Source organism: Xenorhabdus budapestensis, from assembly GCF_017743015.1.
GTDB classification, from domain to species: Bacteria; Pseudomonadota; Gammaproteobacteria; order Enterobacterales; family Enterobacteriaceae; genus Xenorhabdus; species Xenorhabdus budapestensis.
This window is the reverse complement of sequence record NZ_CP072455.1, coordinates 2,552,042-2,575,759: the sequence shown is the minus strand read 5'-3', so window position 1 is coordinate 2,575,759 and position 23,718 is coordinate 2,552,042. Positions and strand designations below refer to the sequence as shown.

The following is a 23,718-nucleotide window of genomic DNA, read 5'->3' as shown; positions in this document are numbered from 1 at the left end:
ATCCCCAGACACAGAATCCATTGTGACCGGGGAAAATGAGTTCAAATGCTAAAAAAATTAAAAACAATGGGTATAACGAAGAAACGAATAAATATGAAAATATTAAATTGGTAGAAAATCTAATAATTACTTAATTTTCATACCCGCTGTTGTCATTAAAAAACGAAATAAAGTGGAAACAGCATAAAGTGCTAATACACTACAAAACCAAATTATTATCATCCAGCCCAATCTTTTCCATAATGGAGAATGGGTGTGCTCTGTTTTAGTGGTAGCCTTGTTCATGGGTAATTTTTCCTCGGAAGACATAATAACTCCAACAGGTGTAAACCAATATTATCGGGATAATAAATAGCGCGCCAACGAGCATAAAACCCAGTGATTGAGAAGGGGAGGCGGCTTCTTCATAACTGATAAACGGAGGGATGATATTTGGCCAGATGCTGATCCCCAATCCACTGAAGCCCATAAAAACTAATAACAGTGCAGCTAAAAATGGTGTGTAATGGCTGCTATTCTGATTGGCAGTCAGCAGTTTCCAGCCTGAAAACATGACCAGTAATGGTACAGGCATAAAGAAAAGCAGGTTAGGGAAACTGAACCAGCGCTCGGCAATAGCGGGTTGAGAAGCTGGCGTCCAAAAGCTGATGATAATGATGGACGTCATCATCAATAAGGTTAACGGACGTAGAAGACCATACATTTGTTGTTGCAAATGTCCTTCGGTTTTCATCACCAACCAGCCACATCCCAACAGTCCATAAGCAATAAGCAAACCAAAACCACAAAATAGCGGAAATGGTGAGAACCAATCGAAAGCACCGCCGATATAGGTGCGATTTTCGATTGGGAAACCGTCAATAACTGCGCCGACAACAATGCCTTGTGTAAAAGTAGCAATAATTGAACCAGCAATAAACGCTTTATCCCAAATGGGTTGATGCGATGGCGTTGCCTTGAAACGGAATTCGAACGCCACGCCACGGAATATCAGCCCCAATAACATAATCGTCAATGGGATCGCCAGTGCATCCAAAATAACAGCATATGCCAGAGGGAAAGCACCAAATAACCCGGCACCACCGAGCACCAGCCAGGTTTCGTTACCATCCCAAACAGGCGCTACCGAATTCATCATCAAATCACGGTCTGATTGTTGCTTAATCATGGGATATAAAATACCGATACCAAGATCAAAGCCATCCATCACAATGTACATCATAGTGCTGAAGATAATAATCAGGAACCAAAGCAGAGGGAGATCAATGCCCATTTGTTAACTCCTTATTGGGGCCTTTGCGGATAAGTTTCATCATATAGGCATAACCGACACCGAATACGGCGCTGTAGACGACAAAGAAAATCAGCAAACTGATACTCATATGGATCTCACCGTGGGCCGAAACAGCATCTTTTGTGCGCATCAAACCATAGACGACCCACGGCTGGCGGCCAATTTCAGTGGTGAACCATCCGGCCAAAATGGCAATCAGGCCAGAAGGTGCCATCAGGAGCATAAAACGGAGGAAAGTCCGGTTCTGGTACAAGCGCTTTTTATAACGTAACCACAGTCCCCAAACGCCCGCCATAATCATTAATAACCCTAATCCAACCATGATGCGGAATGACCAGAACACCATGAAAGCATTGGGGCGATCTTCTGGTGCGAATTCTTTTAATGCCGGAACTTGTTTATCAATACTGTGTGTCAGGATCAAACTAGCAAGATAGGGAACTTTAACTGCATAACGTGTCTCTTCTGCTGTTTGATCAGGAATACCGAATAAAATGAGTGGCGTAGCCTCACCGGGATGATTTTCCCAATGGCCTTCCATCGCAGCAATTTTGGCAGGCTGGTGTTTCAGTGTATTCAGTCCATGTAAATCACCAATCATGGCTTGTAACGGAGCAATAATCAGGATCAGCCACATCGCCATGGACAGCATTTTCTGCATGGCCGATGAATTATTGCCTTTCAGCAAATGCCAGGCAGCAGAAGCAGCAATAAAGAATGCTGAGGCAAGAAATGCCGCTGTTCCCATATGCAGCAAGCGATAAGGGAAAGAAGGGTTAAAGATAACTGCCAGCCAATCTACAGGAACGACTTGATTATTGACAATTTCGTAACCTTGCGGCGTCTGCATCCAGCTATTGGATGCCAGGATCCAAAAAGTGGAGATAATCGTTCCGAGAGCGACCATACAGGTGGCAAAAAAATGAAGTTTTTCACCCACCCGATGCCAGCCGAACAACATAACGCCAAGAAATCCTGCCTCAAGGAAAAATGCAGTCAATACTTCATAGACCAGTAAAGGGCCTGTGATAGTTCCTGCAAAATCAGAGTAGAAGCTCCAGTTAGTGCCAAATTGATAGGCCATGACTAAACCAGAAACCACTCCCATACCAAAATTAATTGCAAAAATTTTCGCCCAGAAGTGGTATAACGTTTTGTAGTCTGTATTGCGCGTTTTCAGCCATAAACCTTCCAACAGAGCAAGAAAACTGGCTAAACCTATCGTAATGGCAGGAAAGATGATGTGAAAAGAAACTGTAAATGCAAACTGTATCCTTGCGAGTTCAAGGGCACTTAACCCGAACATAGTGACCTCTTATTTTTGACTGAACCCTATTGGGTAAAAGAAGTGAAAGAGTGAGGACAAGTAGAGCACACGGATTTTGAATATAACAGTAACAATTTTTTATTTGTTTTATATAACAGTTTAATTGAGATCAAATGTATAACATATGATAAACAATGAAGAAACATTAAATTTAATTGAGGAAATATCATGAAAAAATTCAATATGCCCATAATAAAAATGAGTTAGTTAATAAAAAAATCTGATTAAAGATTGCAACATATAACATAGTCAGTGGTTTGTATAATCACCAAGTGAATAACTATTGATATTAATGATGGTGAATAATAGAACGGCAATTTTATCAAAGCATCTAATAAAAAAGCGAAAGCAATGATTTGGGATAATATAAACTGGCCTTTGGTCAGCGATCATATTCCAATGGTTGTAACATTAAAATTAGTTGAGTATTAAATATTGGATTTATACATACCTGCACTGAATGGATCTTTTCTGCATATATTGGCTATTTGACTTTCTCCATTTCACGTAATGATATCTCTCATGATTCATTAATTACTGATTAATACACTGAATAGCAATGGATTGGGTATATATGATATAAGGGGATCACTCATGAAAGGCTTAAATAATAAAGTCGCTATTGTCACTGGTGGTGCTACTAAAATTGGTGCAACTGTTGCCAGCGTATTGAGTGAATATGGTGTTAAAGTTGCGATTTTCGATATTGACCGGGAAGGGGGAAAGAAGGCCTGTAATTTCCGACCGGATTCCATTCGTTTCTGGCATGTCGATATTACCGATGATAAACAACTTGCTCAGGGAGTGCATGAGGTTGCTGCTTATTATGGTCGCCTTAACTGCCTCGTTAATCTCGCTGCAACTTATCTGGATGATGGTGTAGTCTCTGGTCGCGAAACGTGGCTGACCGCACTAAATATTAATGTGGTCAGTGCCGTCAGGGCAGCTCAGTTTGTACACCCTTATTTTATGGTTGCCGGAGGTGGGGCGATTGTCAATTTCACCAGTATTTCATCTTCTATTGCCCAGACAGGCCGTTGGTTATACCCCGCTTCAAAAGCCACCTTATTGCAAGTCACCCGCAGCATGGCAATGGACTATGCCGCTGATCACATTCGTGTGAACTCTGTCTCGCCGGGTTGGACTTGGTCACGGGTCATGGATGAATTGACTCAGGGTAATCGTCAGAAAACGGATGAAGTTGCCGCAGATTATCACTTGCTTGGCCGTGTTGGAGATCCTGAAGAGATCGCTCAGGTAGTTGCATTTCTTCTTTCTGATTTAGCGAGTTTTGTAACCGGAGCTGACTACGCCGTTGATGGCGGCTATTCAGCAATGGGGCCTGAGCAAGCCAAACCTGCTATTTCTCGTTTGGCTGAATAGGAGAAATAGGAATAGTAGTGATTCCAGATCTAACACAATCCGAAGGAGTAAATATTATGTGTCGTATAGCTATTGTCGGAGGTGGTCAAGCCGGACTGCCTTTGGCTCTTGGTCTGCTTGATAAAGGCTATCAGGTAACTGTTGTTACCAATCGCACGCCTGATGATGTCCGAACTGGCCGGGTAATGTCGAGTCAGTGTATGTTCGATTCTTCTTTGCAATTTGAACGTAATTTAGGTTTGGATCAGTGGGAAACACAATGCCCGCCCGTTGAAGGTATCGGTTTTACTGTTCCTCATTCTGAAATTCCGCATGAAAAGGTGATTGACTGGAGTGCACGACTCAATAACTACGCGCAGGCTGTCGATCAGCGTATCAAGATGCCATTTTGGATGGAACAGTTTGCTTCTTGCGGCGGTAATCTGGAAATTCGTGATGTGGGTATTGCCGAGTTGGAACAACTGACAGCCAGTCATGAGTTGGTTATTTTGGCTGGAGGAAAGGGGGAAATCGTGAGATTGTTGGAGCGTGATGCTTCCCGTTCTCCTTATGATAAGCCCCAGCGTGCATTAGCTTTGACTTATGTGCATGGTATGTTGCCAGTCCCCGAATATTCCCGTGTTTCTTTTAACTTGATCCCAGGAGTGGGGGAATATTTCGTTTTTCCTGCCCTGACCCTGAGCGGCCCTTGTGACATTATGGTTTTTGAAGGGGTTTCTGGGGGAGCAATGGATGGCTGGCGAGAGGTCAGAACAGCGCAGGAACATCTGGCCTATAGCAAGTATATCCTCAAAACTTTCTTGCCGTGGGAAGCGGCACGTTGTGAACAGATAGAACTTACCGATGAAAATGGCACTCTGGCTGGCTGTTTTGCGCCAGTAGTACGCAAACCAGTATTGACATTGCCTTCTGGTCGTCAGGTTTTGGGGTTGGGGGATGCGGTAGTCACAAATGATCCGCTGACCGGGCAGGGCTCCAATAACGCAACTAAAGCCTGCAAAGTTTATTACGAAGCCATTCTTGCCCGTGGTGACAAACCCTTTACGGCAGAGTGGATGAATGACACATTCGACCGATTCTGGAAATATAGTCAGTATGTTGTGGAATGGACAAACAGCCTGCTTATCCCGCCAAAACCCCATATCCTGAGTTTGTTGGGAGCTGCCCAGAAATTACCTGCTCTCGCCAGTACGATTGCCAGTGCTTTTAATCATCCTCCGGTATTGTTTCCGTGGTGGCGGGATAGCGATGCCTGTGAAGCATATATTCATGTGCTGGCTACCCGTAATGCGCAGACCGCTCATTCGCAAATTGTCGAGAAGAGCGGGTTCTGAGCGGGGTATCCGATATGACTATGAATATTCAGAACAGCCAAATACCGTTGCCTGATGTTGAGTGGGGTATGGCAGAATTTGAAACAAGAGCACTGCGCACACTCTTAGGATGTTATCCAACGGGGGTGGCTATTGTTGCAACACGCACTGCTGACGGAAGGAACGTCGGGTTGACCATCAACTCATTTGCTTCACTTTCTCTGGAACCGCCGTTGATACTCTGGAGTCTGGTTAATCATTCTCCCAATTTGTCTGTATTCCGTAACTGTGGATATTTCACCATCAGTATCCTTGGCTGTGACCATCAGGAACTGGCTCTGCGTTTTGCCAATCCAAGAGTTGAAAATAAGTTTCAGGGTATTCCTGTGCAGGAAACGCCGGAAGGGATGCCGTCAATTGATGGCGCAATAGCGACACTGGTTTGTGCTAATCATCAGCAAACCCATCTTGGTGATCACCTGTTAATGATTGGTCAGATAAAGCGTATTGCCAGCATTGAAGGAAAGCCATTGGTTTTTCATGCTGGCATGTTTACTGCATTGCATGATATTCGGGAAATATAACAGCCCTCTGTCATCCATCGTCTTGCAAATAATAGTTTCGTTGGTTGCGCTGTATTCTGAGATCCACAGAGTCAGGATCGATCATTCTGTCTTTTTTGTTCAGATGTTGGGAGAAGATGAATGAAAAACCCACTAAATGCGTTTGTTACTGCGCTAATTCAGGGAAGTGTGAGGATTATCGATCTCACCCAGACGTTGTCCTCTGGTTTTCCGGCCTTGCAGTTACCGGAACAGTTTGGACAAGTCTGGTCATTTAAAATGGAACGTATTTCTCATTATGACGAGAATGGCCCGGCCTGGTATTGGAATAATTTCAGTTGCGGTGAGCATACGGGAACCCATTTTGATGCTCCGGTACATTGGATCAGCGGTAAAAATCATTCAGATAATACAGTTGATACTATTCCCCTGCATAATTTTATCGCGCCTGCGGTGGTGGTGGATGCTAGTCAACAGGTGGCACGATATCCAGATTGGTTACTGACGGTTGAGTTTTTACAGGCATGGGAAGAACAATACGGACGTATTCCTGCCCAGGCATGGTTACTGTTCAGAACGGATTGGTCGAAACGGGCTGATGATCCGGTTCGCTTCCTTAATATGCGTGATGACGGTGCTCACACGCCTGGGCCGAGTCAGGAAACGGTAGAGTGGTTGATCCATGAACGTAATATTCGGGGGTTCGGAGTAGAGACGATTAATACCGATGCGGGTCAATCCTATTCATGGCCGCTGGTTTATCCCTGTCATACCTTGATGCACGGGGCGAATAAATACGGTTTGCAGTGTCTGCGAAATCTCGATTTATTACCGCCAACCGGCGCAGTAATTATTGCCGCACCTCTCAAGATTGAGGGAGGGTCAGGAAGCCCACTGCGTGTCCTGGCTTTGGTTGAACAGCCCGCAGGAATGGCATCATGAGTAGTGCTAAACCGCAAGTGATCATCGTTGGCAGTGGGATAAATTCATTGGTATGTGCTGCTCTGTTGGCTATATGGGGGAGATCTGTTCTGGTACTGGAACGGAATGCCATACCAGGCGGTTGTATTCGTACAGAAGAACTTTTTCCCGGTTATACCCATGATGTGTTCTCCTGCTGGTATCCGTTATTTCTAAACAGCCCGGCTTATCAAGTGCTGAAGCCCGCACTGGAAAAAGTAGGTTTGGAATTCATACACAGTGACTATTCAACCGGGCTGGTTCAACCGAATAGCAGGGGAATCGCCTTAAAGCAGAGTATTCTGGCTTCGGCTTTGCAGTTTGATGCAATTGCGCCAAAAGATGGGGCAGCATTTCGCCGCATGACACAACAGATTCTTCATGATGATGCTGCATTGATCTTTGGCTTACTGGGGCAAAACCCTTATGGTTTTGGAATACTCAAACTATTGTTCTCTGAGTGGCGAAAACGTGGCATTGGTGGATTAACAGAATTTTTCGGCAACTCACTGGAAACTTTCCGGCGCTGGTCTGAACGAGAATTGCAGTCTGAATTCAGTCGCGCTCTCATTGCGCCGTGGACACTACATACCGGGCTGGGGCCGGATGATGCCGGCTCTGCCCTGATTGGCAAATTGACCTTTGCTGCTGTGATAGCAGGAGGAATGCCAGTCGTTAAAGGCGGTGGTATTCGCATCGTTGAAGCGTTACAGGCGATCATTGAACAGCATGGTGGCCAGCTCCTTACTCATACCCAGGTTGACCGTATCATTACGCAAGGGCATGGAAAAAAACGCTGTGCTTTTGGTGTGATAGCAGCAGGAAGGGTTTATCACGCCCGCGATGCTGTAGTGTGCAATGTAACTCCTCAACAGCTTTATGGTCATTTGTTGAATGACATTCCTGATACAGTCCGGCAACGTGCACAGAGCTATCGTTACGGACGTGGCGGGATGCAGCTTCACTTTGCTCTGAATACTCCTCCATCATGGTGTGAACCGGAGTTACGTCATGTGCCGCTTATTCATTTAACGGAGAGTATGGAACAGGTTTGTTTGTCTGTCACACAGGCTAATAACGGTTATTTGCCGAGTCATCCGACACTGGCTATAGGGCAACCAACCGTTCTTGATGCTTCCAGAGCTCCCGAAGGAGGATGGATCCTATGGGTTCAGATGCAGGAATTACCCGGCTATTTGAAAGGGGATGCTTTGGGCGAAATTTCTATTCCTGCCGATGGCAAATGGAATGAAACAGTCCGTGAAGCGGTTGCAGATCGCGTACAGTCTCGTCTGGAAACTGTCATTCCCGGTTTTTCATCTTCGATTGTTGGCCGTAAGGCGTATTCTCCGGCAGATTTACAGGCATTGAATTGCAATTTGGTTGGGGGAGATCCCTATTCGGGAATTTGCTCACCGGATCAATTTTTCTGGCTGCGTCCTTTTGCCTCTTCGCAAGGTACGCAAGCACATCAAACTTTTGTCAGTAATGTATTTCATATTGGGGCTTCAACACATCCTGGTCCCGGATTAGCCGGGACTTCCGGCTACCTTGTTGCCCGTCAGCTTGCGCGGCGCTGATCAAATTATTTCACTCGTTTTATGGTGGCAATTGAAGTGGCAGGAAGATCTTGCCGTAGCTAATCGTCCGGCTGGTTCACAGGTTTGCTTAAAAGTTGCGGTTCCGTTTTAATTCAGGATTATTTTTACCGGATCAAATAGGCAGGTAAAATACTCGTATCCTGACTGACGAGGCCAGCAGTGCCAGCCTCGTTATAATCATTAAGTTAATTTATATACCCGTCATCTTTCAAGTTGTAGCTTTGTTGGCTACACTGCATCTTGAAATCTATAGGGTATAGTAACATTATCCTTAATTTCGAATGTATTGACTATTTCTGTGCTGATAATGGAAACAGCTTCGATAATATTTTCGTGATAACGATCATCAATCAATTTAATTGATAATGGATTGACTGTCCATTGGGAAATATTATTATCCGGTGTTTCTATTATCAATTTATTCATCGTGAACCCAGTTCCTTCTTTATTAAACGGACTCATTTTACCAGCTTTAAATAACGTTATGTTAGTGTGGGATAGTTTTCCACTTAAATTGCAGTTAGCGATGCCAAATTCAAATGGTACTGCTTCCAATACCTTATTGATATAAGTATCACTTGCGCCCATTGCCTGTAATTTCTCAGTAATCTCTTTATATTTATTTGACATATCTAGTTTGTTTCTAAGCGCTTCTAACTCATCGTTATTAATGATAGCATCTAATAAGAATAGCTGAATTTTTTTTGCTCCAAGCTGTTCTAATTTAAATGCAATCTCCATCGCTAATTGTCCACCTAATGACCATCCTAAGATGTGAATAGGTTGATCAATAGCAGTTTCTGTCAGAATTAACTCCATATAGATTTGAGCTACTTGGTGTAGTGAATCTATTTGATTATCTGAGTAGAGATTATAATTATCGATGCCTATGCAGTTATACACATCAGATAAGGTATTTGCCAGAGATTCATAGACTTCACTACCGGCATTAGCAGGATGAACCATAAACAATTTATTGATTGCAATTGATTCAGGTGTTAAGAAATTAAGTAAGCTGAATTTTGCATTATCTGTTTTTAGCCATTGAGATAACAAAGAAATACATTTGCAATTAAATAAAACATTTAAAGGAATATCAACTGCCATTTCATGGCGTATCGCTGTGGTCAGCTTAATTGCCATCAAGGAATTACCGCCGATACGGAAGAAGTTATCGTCGATACCAACCTGATCCAGCCCCAATACCTCTTGCCAAATAGTACATAACTGGGTTTCCAGCGCATTGCGGGGCGCGACATAGTTGTTATGATCCCCCCAGATTGGTTCAGGTAGGGCGTGGCGGTTTAGCTTACCATTCAGGGTCAGCGGGACGGATTCAATACGAGTAAAGCTGGCAGGCAGCATGTATTCCGGCAGACGGGAAGAGAGATACCTGATCAGGGTGTCATCAGACAGTGCTCCATCTGCCGCCAGATACGCGACCAGGATTTTATTCCCGTTGTGATTATGGTCAATTACCACCGCCTGTTCTACCTGTGGGTGAGAAGTGAGGACGTTTTCAACTTCCCCCAGTTCAATGCGGTAGCCGCGGATTTTGACCTGAAAGTCATTGCGACCGAGATACTCGATATTACCATCAGGCAGCCAGCGACCGAGATCACCCGTCTTGAACATACGTGTATTGGGCTGTGGGGAGAATGGATCGATAAGGAAACGTTCAGCCGTCAATTCCGGGCGGTTCAGATAGCCACGGGCAACACCTCGGCCAGCAATATAGATTTCACCCGTAACCCCGACGGGAACAGGTTGACCAGAGCCGTCAAGGATATAGCTTTGGATATTGGCGATCGGTTTGCCGATCACGGAGACTTCCGGTATACCCTCAGCAGCACGGTATTCATACCATGTGGCATCGCCGTTGATTTCGGAAGAACCATAAAAATTGAACAACCGAAGCTGAGGGTAATGTGTCACAATCTGTCGTGCCAGCTCAGGCGCGAGTCGTTCACCGCTGCAAATTAATAGGCGAATTGGTTTCAGACAATCACTATCATCGCGATTTTGTAGCAAGAGTTTGAGCAGTGAAGGTACAACTACCAGATAATTGACCCCGAAGTGGCGCAAACCTTGACTGAAACGGATAGGATCTTTCACATCATGGTTGTTGAAAACCACCAATTTGCCACCAGCCAGCAACGTGCCCAGTGTTTCGGTGATTGAATCGACAAAGCTGATACTGGTTTTCAGTGCGGCTACCAGCGGCGATGTCGCGATATCGCAAACAAACCACAGTAACCGATTACACAGGGCCTGATGACTGTTCATCACGCCTTTGGGCTGGCCCGTTGAACCAGAAGTATAGATAACATAAGCCAGATGGGCGGCAGTCAGCTCTGAGATATTCGGATTGTGAACCGGCAGGGTTGCTATTAACGATCCCTGATTGTCGAGTGTGATGATCGGTAATGAATTTACTGATAAAGAATCGGCCAGTAAGGATGCCGCAGACATGGTGCTGGTCAGGGCATCAAACAACGCCGTTTGGGTCAGCAATGCGACAGGTGCGGAGTCTTTAAGCATATAGACCAACCGCTCGCTTGGCTGTGCCGGATCAAGTGGCACATAAGCACCACCGGCCTTGAGAATAGCTAACAATCCCACGACCAAATAGAGACTGCGCTCGGCATAAATCGCCACTCTGTCGTCCGGGCGAACCCCTAATGCGATCAGATGATGAGCCAGTTGGTTTGCCCGTTCGTTAAGCTGGCGGTAGGTCAGTGTTTCTCCTTCAAACACCAGCGCGATATTATCCGGTGTCCTTTCCACCTGGGCTTCAAACAGTTGTTGCAGGGTTTTATCCTGCGGGTAAGGCGCATCGGTTTGGTTCCAGGTATGTAGCAGGGTATGGCGCTCTTCTTCATTGAGGAATGTTATTGACGTATGTGACTGATTCGGGTTGCATGCTACCGCGTGCAAAATACGTTCGAGCTGACAAAGCAAACGTCGGGCTTGTTCTTCCGTCAGCCAATCTTCACCATAACTTAATTTCATTATTAGACTGTGGCCCTGCTCATAGGCCATCAACGAAATCGGGTACTCCACTTTTTCGACGGCCTGACGGAATGTCAGGGTGTGCTCTATACCTTGCTTGTTTTCGCTCGCGACTGGAACTGGATAATTTTCAAAGATCAGCAGGCTATGGAACAATCGTTCTCCATCGGATTGTAAACTGGCAAGTGAAACGGCACTGTGGCTATTGAGTGCGGCGATATCTTTCTGTATGTCCTGTAAAACAGTAGCCACACTGTTTGCCTGATCCCATTGCACCATCAGCGGTAATGTATTGATATACAGGCCAACACTGGATTCAATCTCATCCACTGGAACATCGCGTCCGGATACGGTAGTGCCCACAATGGTCTGTTCATCACCCGTATAGCTGTGCAGTAATTTATGCCAGGCAAATTGCAGTATCACATTCAGAGTAACACCTTGTGTCCTGGACATGTTCTTAAGTTGCTCATAAGCGCTTCCTTGTACAGTGAGTTGCTGTTCAGCGGGTTTTTCCACCGTTTTTATCTGCGTTAAATCAACGTGATGACTTAACAGAGCAGAAAAATTGTTGGCTCCTTGAAATTGTGCTTTACGTTCCGACCAATAGGTATCTGACTCAGCTTTATGATCCAGATGATATTGCTGAGTTGCCAGATAAGCCTGTTCCACCACAATCAGAGGCGTTTGCCCGCTTATCAATTGGTTGTAATACTCATGCACAGTTTGCAATAGAATCGGATTACTCCAGCCATCGGCAATGCAATGATGTTGTGTGATTAATACTGTGACTAACTGTCCATTTTGCTTGATGAGAGTGAAACGGATTAAGCCGGGCTGACTTAAATTAAAGGGCCGGGTTCGATCTTGTTGTTGGATTTCATCAATCGCCTTGTTTCGGTTCTCTTCTGATAACTGACTGATATCTTTAATCTTGAAGTTCGCTGGCCCAATACTGGTATCCATTGTCACGATCTGTAATATTTTTTCTTCCCAGTCAAATGCAGTTCTGAGAATAGGGAAACGTAGCGAAGCCAGTGACCAGGCTTGTTGGTAGATAGCAAAATCGACGTTGGTGTGATAATCCAGCAGCATTTGTACACGATAGGCATCATCTTGTGGATGAGCCAGATGATGATAAATAAATCCCTGCTGCAAGCTGGTGGCAGGGTACAGTGCTTCAATCTGATACCTCTGTTGAAGATTGCACAAAAGCTTGATTGAAAGCCCTTCCATAGCATAATCACTGGGCGTTTTTACTCCTCCTGATTGGGCCTGCTTTTGACCAGTAGCGATGACGCTGTTGAGTGCTTTCTCAAATGCTGTGATAAACATCTCTGTCCGGGCCTGTGGCAAGCGGGAATCCACACTAAATTGTAGTTTTCCCATCTGAATGGCACCATTGATGCCCAGTAGTAAATGACCGCTATTTTCGCTAGCTATCACAGTCCCACAATCATCGCTGGTTATGGACCAGTCTTGATGGCTGACTCCTCCTAACTGGCCGAGATAGTTGAAACTGATAATCGGTAAATCGTCGGTCAGGTGTCCTGCTTGATGTAACGTGCTGTAACCAATACCTTTGTTCGGTACAGTACGAAGCATCTCTTTGGTGTAAATGATGGTTTCAGTAAGATCTGTCTGCATTGCCAGACGAACGGGATACATTGTAGTAAACCAGCCCACGGTTTCAGAAATATCCAATTTGTTATCAATGGTTTCCCGTCCATGTCCTTCCAGAAGGATGTGGTTTACGGCTTGGGAGAAAGTCTTTTGCAGGGCCAGTGTCAGTGCACTTAGCAGTAAATCGTTAATTTCAGTATGGTAACCGGTGTTGGCTTCATGCAGAAGTATGTCCGTCATCTCAGTAGAAATGCTCAACAGGTGACGAGTGAGATCACCCTGCGCGGGTTTGATGTTGTTTCCTGCTATCACTTGTTGCCAGTAGGGCACTTCATCCTGATGCTGCTGTGCGTAATGATGGACAGCGGTTACCCATTGCCGATAACTGCTGGTCTTCTGTGGTAATGTTATGCCCTGTAATAACAAATGCATATCTTCAGCAATGATTCGCCAGGACACAGTATCAATAATCAGATGGTGGAATGCGAAGAATAACCGGGCACTGCTATCAGCATACCCGGTAAGGTGCCCGGCTTGCCATAATGGCCCGTTGTTGTAATCGAACCCATTTTGCCATTGGGTCAATTGTTGATGTAGCTCTTCCTTATTTAATCCTCGGATATTGCAGTGCTGTAAAAGGGAGGAATAGTCCTGAACCTCGGAATAGCACTGACAGTAGCCGTTTCCGGTATCGATAAAGCGAGCACGCAGCATATCATGTCGTTCAGCCAGCATTATCAGGGCCTGTCCAATCTGTGCCGTCTTAATGTTACCGGGAAGCCGAATCATAAATGCCTGGTTCCAATGGTGTGGATTCGGTAAATCCCAGTCGAAGAAAGTTTGCTGGATAGGCAATAAATCAAATTTCCCGCTTAATAATCCCTGTTCGGCAACCACATTTTCTGTGGATGATGATTGTTCTGTGGATGATGATTGTGTCAGCAGCAGGGCTAACCGGGCCACGGTCGGTGCTTCAAAAATCGATTTAACTTGCAGTGAAAAGCTTGCCTGCCGCAGTTTGGAGACCAACTGGATACTGACAATCGAATCACCACCGATCCGGAAGAAGTTATCCTCAATGCCAACCCGTTCCAGCCCCAATACCTCTTGCCAAATGGCACAGAGCCGGGTTTCCAGTGCATTGCGTGGCGCCACATAACCGTTTTTATTCCCCCAGACCGGCTCTGGTAATGCCCGACGATCCACTTTGCCGTTCAGGGTCAGAGGAATCGAATCAATAAAGGTAAAGCTGGCCGGCACCATGTATTCCGGCAAACGCTCAGATAAGTGCTCAACCAGAATTTCATTTAATAACATCGCATCTGTGACCAGATAAGCGGCCAGTACTTTATGACCGTTATGCTCACGGTCAATCACCACCGCCTGCTTGACTTGTGGATGGGAAGCAAGCGCACTTTCGATTTCACCCAATTCTATACGGTAACCGCGAATTTTGACCTGAAAATCATTGCGTCCCAGATATTCCAGCTTGCCATCCGGGCGCCAGCGCACTAAATCGCCGGTTTTATACAGGCGGGTGTAACCGCATTCTTTGTCTTTATCTGTGGCAAACGGGTTTGCCACAAACCGTTCGGCAGTCAGTTCAGGCCGGTTTAAATAGCCCCGCGCCAGCCCGGCACCGCCGATATGCAGTTCTCCCGGTGCGCCGACAGGAGACAGATTGCCATAATTATCAAGCACGTAAAGGCGGACGTTATTATTCGCTGTGCCGATATTGGTTGCAGTGTCCCCACGTTGATACACATTCCCGGTTGCCCCGACGGTAACTTCTGTCGGACCGTAAGCATTCAGTACGCTGCTGTATTGGCTGAAATATGCCAGAAAATCCAGGGAGGGTGACTCTCCCGCTGTAATTAATAATTGCAGGGAGGGTAACTCCGTGCCGATTAACAATTTCAAGATGGCCGGGGGTAAGGCGGCAATCTCAATACCTTCCCGTTGAATGAGTCTGGCAACTGCATGGGAATGACGTTCTGTTTCGCTGCAAAGGTAAATGGTCAGGCCATTAAATAAGCTGGAGAATAATTCAAAAACAGAACCATCAAATACATAAGCAGCAAACATTAAAGCTTTTGTTCTCTTTGTCGCATCAAAAAATTCGGCCTGCGTTGCCACCATATGAGCCACATTTTTGTGCTCAATCATAACGCCTTTGGGCTGACCTGTGGTGCCTGACGTGTAAATGATATAGGCCAAATCGGTTGGCCGGTTTATCCGCACCGGATTTTCCACAGACTGGCCTGCGGTGATTGTCCGGTCGTCCGCCGCGATGAGTACCGGTTGTTCCGTGAGTGTTTGGATGTATTCTGCTAATGTGGTCAGATGCCGCTGTTGGGTCAGCACACAGGGCGCCGCTATGTCAGTCAGAATAAATTGTACTCGCTCAGCGGGATAGGCGGGGGAAATCGGCACATAAGCCCCGCCGGCTTTCAGCACCGCCAGTATGCTGATCACCATTTCCAGACTGCGATCAAGATACAGGGCTATCGGCGTGTCAGCCTGCATTGTTTCATTATTCTGTTGCTGATAGCGTGCGCGGATCACATAAGCTAGCTGATTTGCCCGTTCGTTTAATTGTCGATAGGTCAGTGTTTCACCTTCAAACACCAGTGCCACGTTATCCGGTGTTCTTTCCACCTGGCCTTCAAACAGTTGTTGCAGGGTTTTATCCTGCGGATAAGGCGCATCGGTCTGGTTCCAGGTATGCAGCAGGGTATGGCGTTCTTGTGCAGACAGGATATCGAGCGCGGACAGCGGCTGTTTCTGGTCTGCCACAAAGGCTTCCAGCACCCGTTGATAGCTTTCTGTCAGCCTCACGATGGTGGCCTCATCAAACAGGCTGACTGCGTAATTCAGGTAAGCGGTAATGCTGGTTTGCCCGTCGGACATAAACAGGCTCAGGTCAAACTTGGCGGGGCTGTACAGGGAATCGTCCAGTGTCACCGGCCTGAATGGCAGGCGGCTGTCTGACGGATTTTCTTCAAGGCTCTGCAAACCAAACATGACCTGAAAAATCGGGTGGCGGGCGGTATCACGTTCAATATTCAGGGCATCAAGGAGCTGTTCAAACGGCATATCCTGATGGGCCTTGGCTTCGGCAACCTGCTTATGGATCTGCCCAATCAGGGTTTCCACGCTGACAGTTTGTTGCAGTTGCGCCCTTAAGGCCAGTGAGTTGACAAACATCCCAATCAGGGGCTGAGTCTGGGCATGGTGGCGGTTATCGGTTGGAGTCCCCAGTACGATATCGTTTTGCCCGGATAATTTTGCCAGCGTGACATAAAAGGCACTGAGCAACACCGTATACAGGGTCGTTTCCTGTGTTTTTGCCAGACTCCTTAACTGTTCAGAAAGCCGGGTATTCAGCACAAAACTGAAATTACGTCCCTGATAATTCACCTGAGCAGGTCTGGGGCGGTCTGTTGGCAAGGCCAGTGATTCATGGCTGGCTAAAGTCTGTTGCCAGTAAGCAAGCTGGCGTTCACGTATGTCACCTTGTAAATAGTCGCGTTGCCATGCGGCATAATCCCCGTAGGTGATATCCAGAGGCGGAAGCTGGTTGTTCCGGTTTTCCCGCAAGGAGTGGTAAATTTCCGCCAGTTCATCCATAAAGATATCAATTGACCAGCCATCAATGGCGATGTGGTGCCATAACAGTAATAAATAGTGGCTGTCAGCAACCGGATAGTGACACAGGCGCAGGCTAGGTTCTGTGGTCAAATCAAACGGGGTGGCTATTTCAGCGCGAACGGTGTTCAAAAGCGCATTAACATCGTCACAGGATTGGGATTTGATAACCAGATTTTCATGCAATATTTGCTGGTAAATCTGGCCTGCATCATCGCTGTGGTACACCATCTTCATTACTGAGTGGCGTTCAGCCAGCCGGTTAATGGCGGTTTCTAACAGTGGCAGGCAGGCATCATTATCCAGCTGAACCAGATAAGGGATATGATAGGCATCAGAGCCTTGTTCAAACTGCTCGATAAACAGCATCCGCTCCTGAGCAAACGATAATGGGTAGCTCTCCTGTGGCAGGTGGGGGATAACCGTATAGGTCTGCTGTGCCATTTGGGTTATCAGGCCAGCGATAGTTTTCAGCTCAAACAGTTGTGCCAGTGATACCTCGGTTGCCAGAACCCGGCGAATGGCGGCGGTCAGTTTAACCGCTGTCAGGGAGTTGCCTCCAATACGGAAGAAGTTATCCTCAATGCCAACCCGTTTCAGCCCCAATACCTCTTGCCAAATGGCACAGAGCTGAGTTTCCAGTGTATTGCGGGGTGCAACATAACTGTCTCTATTTACCCAGACAGGTTCTGGTAATGCCCGACGATCCACTTTACCATTCAGGGTCAGCGGAATTGATTCAAGACGGGTAAAACTGGCCGGCACCATATATTCCGGTAAGCGGTCAGATAAGTGTCTGAACAGCTCATTATCTGAAAGTTCGCTTTCCGCAACCGTATTTTCCGCAACCAAATAAGCCACCAGTGTTTTATTACCTTCATGTTCGCGATCAATCACTACCGCCTGCTTGATCTGTGGGTGCAAAGCCAGTGCACTTTCAATTTCCCCCAGTTCAATACGATAACCGCGGATCGTGACCTGAAAATCATTGCGCCCCAGATATTCCAGCTTGCCGTCCGGTTGCCAGCGCACCAAATCGCCGGTTTTATACAGGCGGGTGTAACCGCATTCTTTGTCTTTATCTGTGGCAAACGGGTTTGCCACGAAACGTCTGGCAGTGAGTTCTGGCCGGTTTAAATAGCCCCGCGCCAGCCCGGCACCGCCGATATGCAATTCTCCCGGTGCGCCGACAGGAGACAGATTGCCATAACTATCAAGTACGTAAAGGCGGACGTTATTATTCGCTGTGCCGATATTGGTTGCAGTGTCCCCACGTTGATACACATTCCCGGTCGCCTTAACGGTGGCTTCTGTCGGGCCATAAGCATTCAGTACGCTGCTGTATTGGCTGAAATATTCCAGAAAATCCAGGGAGGGAGACTCTCCCGCTGTAACCAATAATTGCAGGGAGGGTAACTCCGTGCCGATTAACAATTTCAAGATGGCCGGGGGTAAGACGGCAATCTCAATATTTTCCCGTTGAATGAGTCTGGCAACTGCATGGGAATGACGTTCTGTTTCGCTGCAAAGGTAAATGGTCAGGCCATTAAATAAGCTGGGGAATAATTCGAAAACAGAACCATCAAATACATAAGCAGCAAACATTAAGGCTTTTGTTCTCTTTGTTGCATCAAAAAGTTCAGCCTGTGTTGCCACCATATGAGCCACATTTTTGTGCTCAATCATAACGCCTTTGGGCTGACCTGTGGTGCCTGACGTGTAAATGATATAGGCCAAATCGGTTGGCCGGTTTATCCGCACCGGATTTTCCACAGACTGGCCTGTAGTAATTGTCCGGTCATCCGCCGCGATGAGTACCGGTTGTTCCGTGAGTGTTTGGATGTATTCTGCCAATGTGGTCAGATGCCGCTGTTGGGTCAGCACACAGGGGGCCGCTATGTCAGTCAGAATAAACTGTACTCGCTCAGCGGGATAGGCGGGGGAAATCGGCACATAAGCCCCGCCGGCTTTCAGCACCGCCAGTATGCTGATCACCATTTCCAGACTGCGATCAAGATACAGGGCTATCGGCGTATCAGCCTGCATTGTTTCATTATTCTGTTGTTGATAATTCTGTTGCAGATAGTATTCGCGGATCACATAAGCTAGCTGATTTGCCCGTTCGTTAAGCTGGTGGTAAGTCAGTGTTTCGTTTTCAAACACCAGTGCCACGTTATCCGGTGTTCTTTCCACCTGGGCTTCAAACAGTTGTTGCAGGGTTTTATCCTGCGGATAAGGCGCATCGGTCTGGTTCCAGGTATGCAGCAGGGTATAGCGCTCCTGTGCAGACAGGATATCGAGCGCGGACAGTGGTTGTTTCTGGTTTGCCACAAAGGCGGTCAGCACCCGTTGATAGCTTTCTGTCAGCCTCACGATGGTGGCTTCATCAAACAGGCTGACTGCGTAATTCAGGCAACCGGTAATCTCGGTTTGTCCATCGGACATAAACAGGCTCAGGTCAAACTTGGCGGGGCTGTATAATGGCTCATCCAGAGTCACCGGCCTGAATGGCAGGCGGCTGTCTGACGGATTTTCTCCAAAGCTCTGCAAACCAAACATGACCTGAAAAATCGGGTGGCGGGCGGTATCACGTTCAATATTCAGGGCATCAAGGAGCTGTTCAAACGGCATATCCTGATGGGCCTTGGCTTCGGCAACCTGCTTATGGATCTGCCCAATCAGGACTTCCACGCTGACAGTTTGTTGCAGCTGCGCCCTTAAGACCAGTGAGTTGACAAACATCCCAATCAGGGGCTGAGTCTGGACATGGTGGCGGTTATCGGTTGGAGTCCCCAGTATGATATCGTTTTGCCCGGATAATTTTGCCAGCGTGACATAAAAGGCACTGAGCAACACCGTATACAGAGTCGTTTCCTGTGTTTTTGCCAGACTTCTTAATTGTTCAGAAAGCCGGGTATTCAGCACAAAACTGAAATTACGTCCCTGATAATTCACCTGAGCAGGTCTGGGGCGGTCTGTTGGCAAGGCCAGTGATTCATGGCTGGCTAAAGTCTGTTGCCAGTAAGCAAGCTGGCGTTCACGTATGTCACCTTGTAAATAGTCGCGTTGCCATGCGGCATAATCCCCGTAGGTGATATCCAGAGGCGGAAGCTGGTTGTCCCGGTTTTCCCGCAAGGAGTGGTAAATTTCCGCCAGTTCATCCATAAAGATATCAATTGACCAGCCATCAATGGCGATGTGGTGCCATAACAGTAATAAATAGTGGCTGTCAGCACTGTCAGCAACCGGATAGTGACACAGGCGCAGGCTAGGTTCTGTGGTCAAATCAAACGGGGTGGCTATTTCAGCGCGAACGGTGTTCAAAAGCGCATTAACATCGTCACAGGATTGGGATTTGATAACCAGATTTTCATGCAATATTTGCTGGTAAATCTGGCCTGCATCATCGCTGTGGTACACCATCTTCATTACTGAGTGGCGTTCAGCCAGCCGGTTAATGGCGGTTTCTAACAGTGGCAGGCAGGCATCATTATCCAGCTGAACCAGATAAGGGATATGATAGGCATCAGAGCCTTGTTCAAACTGCTCGATAAACAGCATCCGCTCCTGAGCAAACGATAATGGGTAGCTCTCCTGTGGCAGGTGGGGGATAACCGTATAGGTCTGCTGTGCCATTTGGGTTATCAGGCCAGCGATAGTTTTCAGCTCAAACAGTTGTGCCAGTGATACCTCGGTTGCCAGAACCCGGCGAATGGCGGCGGTCAGTTTAACCGCTGTCAGGGAGTTGCCTCCAATACGGAAGAAGTTATCCTCAATGCCAACCCGTTTCAGCCCCAATACCTCTTGCCAAATGGCACAGAGCTGAGTTTCCAGTGTATTGCGGGGTGCAACATAACTGTCTCTATTTACCCAGACAGGTTCTGGTAATGCCCGACGATCCACTTTACCATTCAGGGTCAGCGGAATTGATTCAAGACGGGTAAAACTGGCCGGCACCATATATTCCGGTAAGCGGTCAGATAAGTGTCTGAACAGCTCATTATCTGAAAGTTCGCTTTCCGCAACCGTATTTTCCGCAACCAAATAAGCCACCAGTGTTTTATTACCTTCATGTTCGCGATCAATCACTACCGCCTGCTTGATCTGTGGGTGCAAAGCCAGTGCACTTTCAATTTCCCCCAGTTCAATACGATAACCGCGGATCGTGACCTGAAAATCATTGCGCCCCAGATATTCCAGGTTGCCATCCGATAACCAGCGGACTAAATCGCCGGTTTTATACAGGCGGGAGTAACCCCGTGCTTTATCCTCGTCTGTAGCAAACGGATTTGCCACAAACCGCTCGGCGGTCAGTTCAGGCCGATTTAAATACCCGCGCGCCAGTCCGGCTCCGCCGATGTATAACTCTCCGGGAGCACCAATAGGGACAGGCTGCCCGGCATGATTCAACACATAGGCATACATATCATTTAACGGCCGGCCAATATTGGATGCTGTTATCGCGTCATCCTGGGTTAATTTCCTGTAGGTAACATGTACGGTTGTTTCAGTGATCCCATACATATTAATCAGGGCCGGAGAGTGATCGCCGTAATGATCCCACCAGGGTTTTAATTGAACCGGGTTCAGTTTATCTCCGCCGAAAATCACGTAGCGAAGATGGGGAAATTCAGCATCCATATTCAGTGATGCCTCAATAAAGGCATAAAATGCTCCCGGCGTCTGATTTAATACGGTAACTTTCTGATCAGAACAGAGGCGGCTGAATCTGCCGAAATCCTTTGTGTATTCTGTTGTTGGAATAATCAGACGCCCGCCATAGAGCAATGCGCCCCATAATTCCCAGACACTGAAATCAAAGGTGTAAGCATGGTAAAGCACCCAGGTATCATTTTGGTCAAACTGATAATCTCCCTGAGTGGACGCAAATAAACGCACAACATTATGATGTGTCTGCAACACGCCTTTCGGTTGCCCGGTTGTGCCCGAGGTATAGATGACGTAAGCCAGATCCATAGCTCCGCTTACGGGAGCCGGATTTTCTGCCGGCGGGTTTTCTGTCACGGCCTGATCATCCGCCGCTATCAATGCCGGCGGCTCAACCTGTGTCCGGGTATATTCTTCCAGCGTTGCCAGATACTGTTTTTGGGTCACCACACAAGGTGATGCTGTATCCTGCAAAATAAACCGGATACGTTCAGGCGGATATTGCGGAGATATCGGGACATAAGCCCCGCCGGCTTTCAGCACCGCCAGTATGCTGATGACCATTTCCAGACTGCGATCAAGATACAAAGCTACCAGCGTATCAACAGGCATGGGTTCATTGCGCTGCTGCTGATACTGTGCCCGGATCACAGCGGCCAGCTGGTTCGCTTGTTCATTTAACTGGCGGTAAGTCAGCGTTTCCCCTTCAAACACCAGCGCCACGCTGTCCGGTCTGGCTGCCGCCTGAGCCTCAAATTGCTGCTGGAGAGTATGGTCTTGCGGATGCGGTATATCGGGCTGGTTCCAGGTATGCAGTAATGTTTGGCGTTCCTGCTCTAATAAAATAGGTAATTCACTGACTAACAATGCAGGATTGTTGATTAAGGCAACGAATAAGTTTTGTGATCGTTCAAGTATTCTGCTGATATCCAGTTCACTAAAATATTCCTGTCGATAATCTATCGTTATTTTTAGTTCCTGATCATATCCATAATCTTTCAATCGAAAGACGATAGGATAAATATTAAATACTTCATCCAGATGATAATATTGATTTTCGGTAATTTCAGCGGCTGATTCATAAAAACGTTCATAAAATATAGATATGTTGGGTAAAGAAAACCTATGCTGACTCGCAAGCCGAGTAAGATGTGAATGAGGAAATTTACTGTGACGATAACTGTCTTTCAGTGCTAATTCCATTCGCTTAATCTGTTCAATCACACTGGATGTGCTTGAGATGTGACAATACACGGGATACGTACTTGCCTGCATGCCAACAACATATTTTTCTGATTTTTCCCTTCTTCCATGTGTGATCGTGTTAAATACCAACTCTTGTTGCCCGGTAAGTTCTATCATCATAATGGTGATAAGACCAGAAAAGACAGCCAGTAAGTTAGTTTTATGCTCACTGCAAAAAACAAGTAAATCTTTTTTAGTTTTAAGGGGTAATATTAACGTACTATTGCCAGGCCCTGTATTTTTATAGTAAGGCGTTAACTGGTGTATTTCATTTTCTTTTAGAAAATTAAGCCAATAATTTTTATCTTCTTCATAATGAAGAGTGCTTAAATATTCTCTTGCCTTGGTTATTGTTGTTAAATATTGTGGAATATCTGACAGCCATGCTATTGATGTGCTATCCTTAAAGCATTTGTATAATTTATGGACATATTTATGAAGCCGGTATAATCCGACACCATCAATCATAATATGGTGAATTTTAGTGAAGAAATAATAATTTTCATCAGCCAGACGGATCAAGAAAATCTGATATGGCGTTTCCTTCAAATAATCCATTGGTATTTCAAGTTGTTGCTGCATCCAGAGTATTGCTGATTTTTCTGGTTCAGCCTGCATGGCAACATCATGAAATATAATTGTTTCCGGTATACTCTGTTCTTCAATATATTGTATCGCTTCATTATCTGAATTAACCGATATACGCAAGCGCAACATATCAATATGTTGATGTAATACGTTCCACACTTTTTGTAACAGGGCTATATCGACCTCTTCTTCTATTACAGTATACCAATTGAGGTTGTGTATCGGATTATTCTCATAAAGCGCTTGTTCGTAAAACACATCTTCCTGAGAAGGATGGAGGGGATATAAGTTCGGATGCAATGAATTCTCAGATATTATCATAATAAATTATACGAATGTATTCCGTTTACAAGTTATTTGTAATTTATGGTGTAAATGAGTAGATTTAATTATTTGCCTGACCTTAATTAATTTATGTTTTAGCATTGATATAATTAAGGATGCTATATTTTGTTTTATATCTTTCAATATTAAATTGTTATTTTCGGTTAAC

9 protein-coding genes are annotated in these 23,718 nt (G+C 46.1%); 5 read left to right on the top strand and 4 right to left on the bottom strand.

Annotated features, from left to right (window positions below; translation table 11 throughout):
- Positions 1-126 precede the first annotated feature (126 nt).
- From HGO23_RS11145 to HGO23_RS11135, 3 genes are read right to left on the bottom strand one after another with little or no spacing between them, the layout of a single operon-like run.
- Entirely contained in the window at positions 127-285 is a 159-nt protein-coding gene (locus HGO23_RS11145; protein ID WP_169923090.1) for a DUF2474 domain-containing protein, read from the bottom strand.
- Complete coding sequence (cydB, locus tag HGO23_RS11140) at positions 266-1,273, bottom strand: cytochrome d ubiquinol oxidase subunit II (protein ID WP_099136964.1); 1,008 nt, start codon at positions 1,271-1,273, stop codon at positions 266-268. The genes HGO23_RS11145 and cydB overlap by 20 nt, the downstream gene beginning before the upstream one ends.
- Positions 1,263-2,600, bottom strand: coding sequence for a cytochrome ubiquinol oxidase subunit I (locus HGO23_RS11135; protein WP_209026647.1), 1,338 nt, complete (start codon positions 2,598-2,600; stop codon positions 1,263-1,265). The genes cydB and HGO23_RS11135 overlap by 11 nt, the downstream gene beginning before the upstream one ends.
- Before the next feature lie 615 nt (positions 2,601-3,215).
- Between HGO23_RS11135 and HGO23_RS11130 the strand changes: the two genes are divergently transcribed.
- From HGO23_RS11130 to HGO23_RS11110, 5 genes are all read left to right on the top strand, one after another.
- On the top strand, positions 3,216-4,004 hold the full coding sequence (locus tag HGO23_RS11130) for an SDR family oxidoreductase (protein WP_099136962.1): 789 nt from the start codon (positions 3,216-3,218) through the stop codon (positions 4,002-4,004).
- 56 nt (positions 4,005-4,060) lie between these two features.
- Complete coding sequence (locus HGO23_RS11125) at positions 4,061-5,338, top strand: styrene monooxygenase/indole monooxygenase family protein (RefSeq protein ID WP_099136961.1); 1,278 nt, start codon at positions 4,061-4,063, stop codon at positions 5,336-5,338.
- A 14-nt stretch (positions 5,339-5,352) separates the two neighbouring features.
- Positions 5,353-5,901, top strand: coding sequence for a flavin reductase family protein (locus HGO23_RS11120; protein ID WP_244590001.1), 549 nt, complete (start codon positions 5,353-5,355; stop codon positions 5,899-5,901).
- 120 nt (positions 5,902-6,021) lie between these two features.
- Positions 6,022-6,822, top strand: coding sequence for a cyclase family protein (locus tag HGO23_RS11115; RefSeq protein ID WP_209026646.1), 801 nt, complete (start codon positions 6,022-6,024; stop codon positions 6,820-6,822).
- Positions 6,819-8,420 carry a phytoene desaturase family protein gene (locus HGO23_RS11110; RefSeq protein WP_244967786.1) on the top strand — a complete coding sequence of 534 codons (1,602 nt, stop codon included), beginning with the start codon at positions 6,819-6,821 and terminating at the stop codon, positions 8,418-8,420. The genes HGO23_RS11115 and HGO23_RS11110 overlap by 4 nt, the downstream gene beginning before the upstream one ends.
- A gap of 249 nt (positions 8,421-8,669) precedes the next feature.
- On the opposite strand, the gene HGO23_RS11105 is transcribed toward HGO23_RS11110, so the two are convergent.
- A complete protein-coding gene (locus HGO23_RS11105; RefSeq protein WP_209026645.1) occupies positions 8,670-23,546 on the bottom strand; it encodes a non-ribosomal peptide synthetase in 14,877 nt (4,958 codons plus the stop codon).
- Between the last annotated feature and the right edge of the window lie 172 nt (positions 23,547-23,718).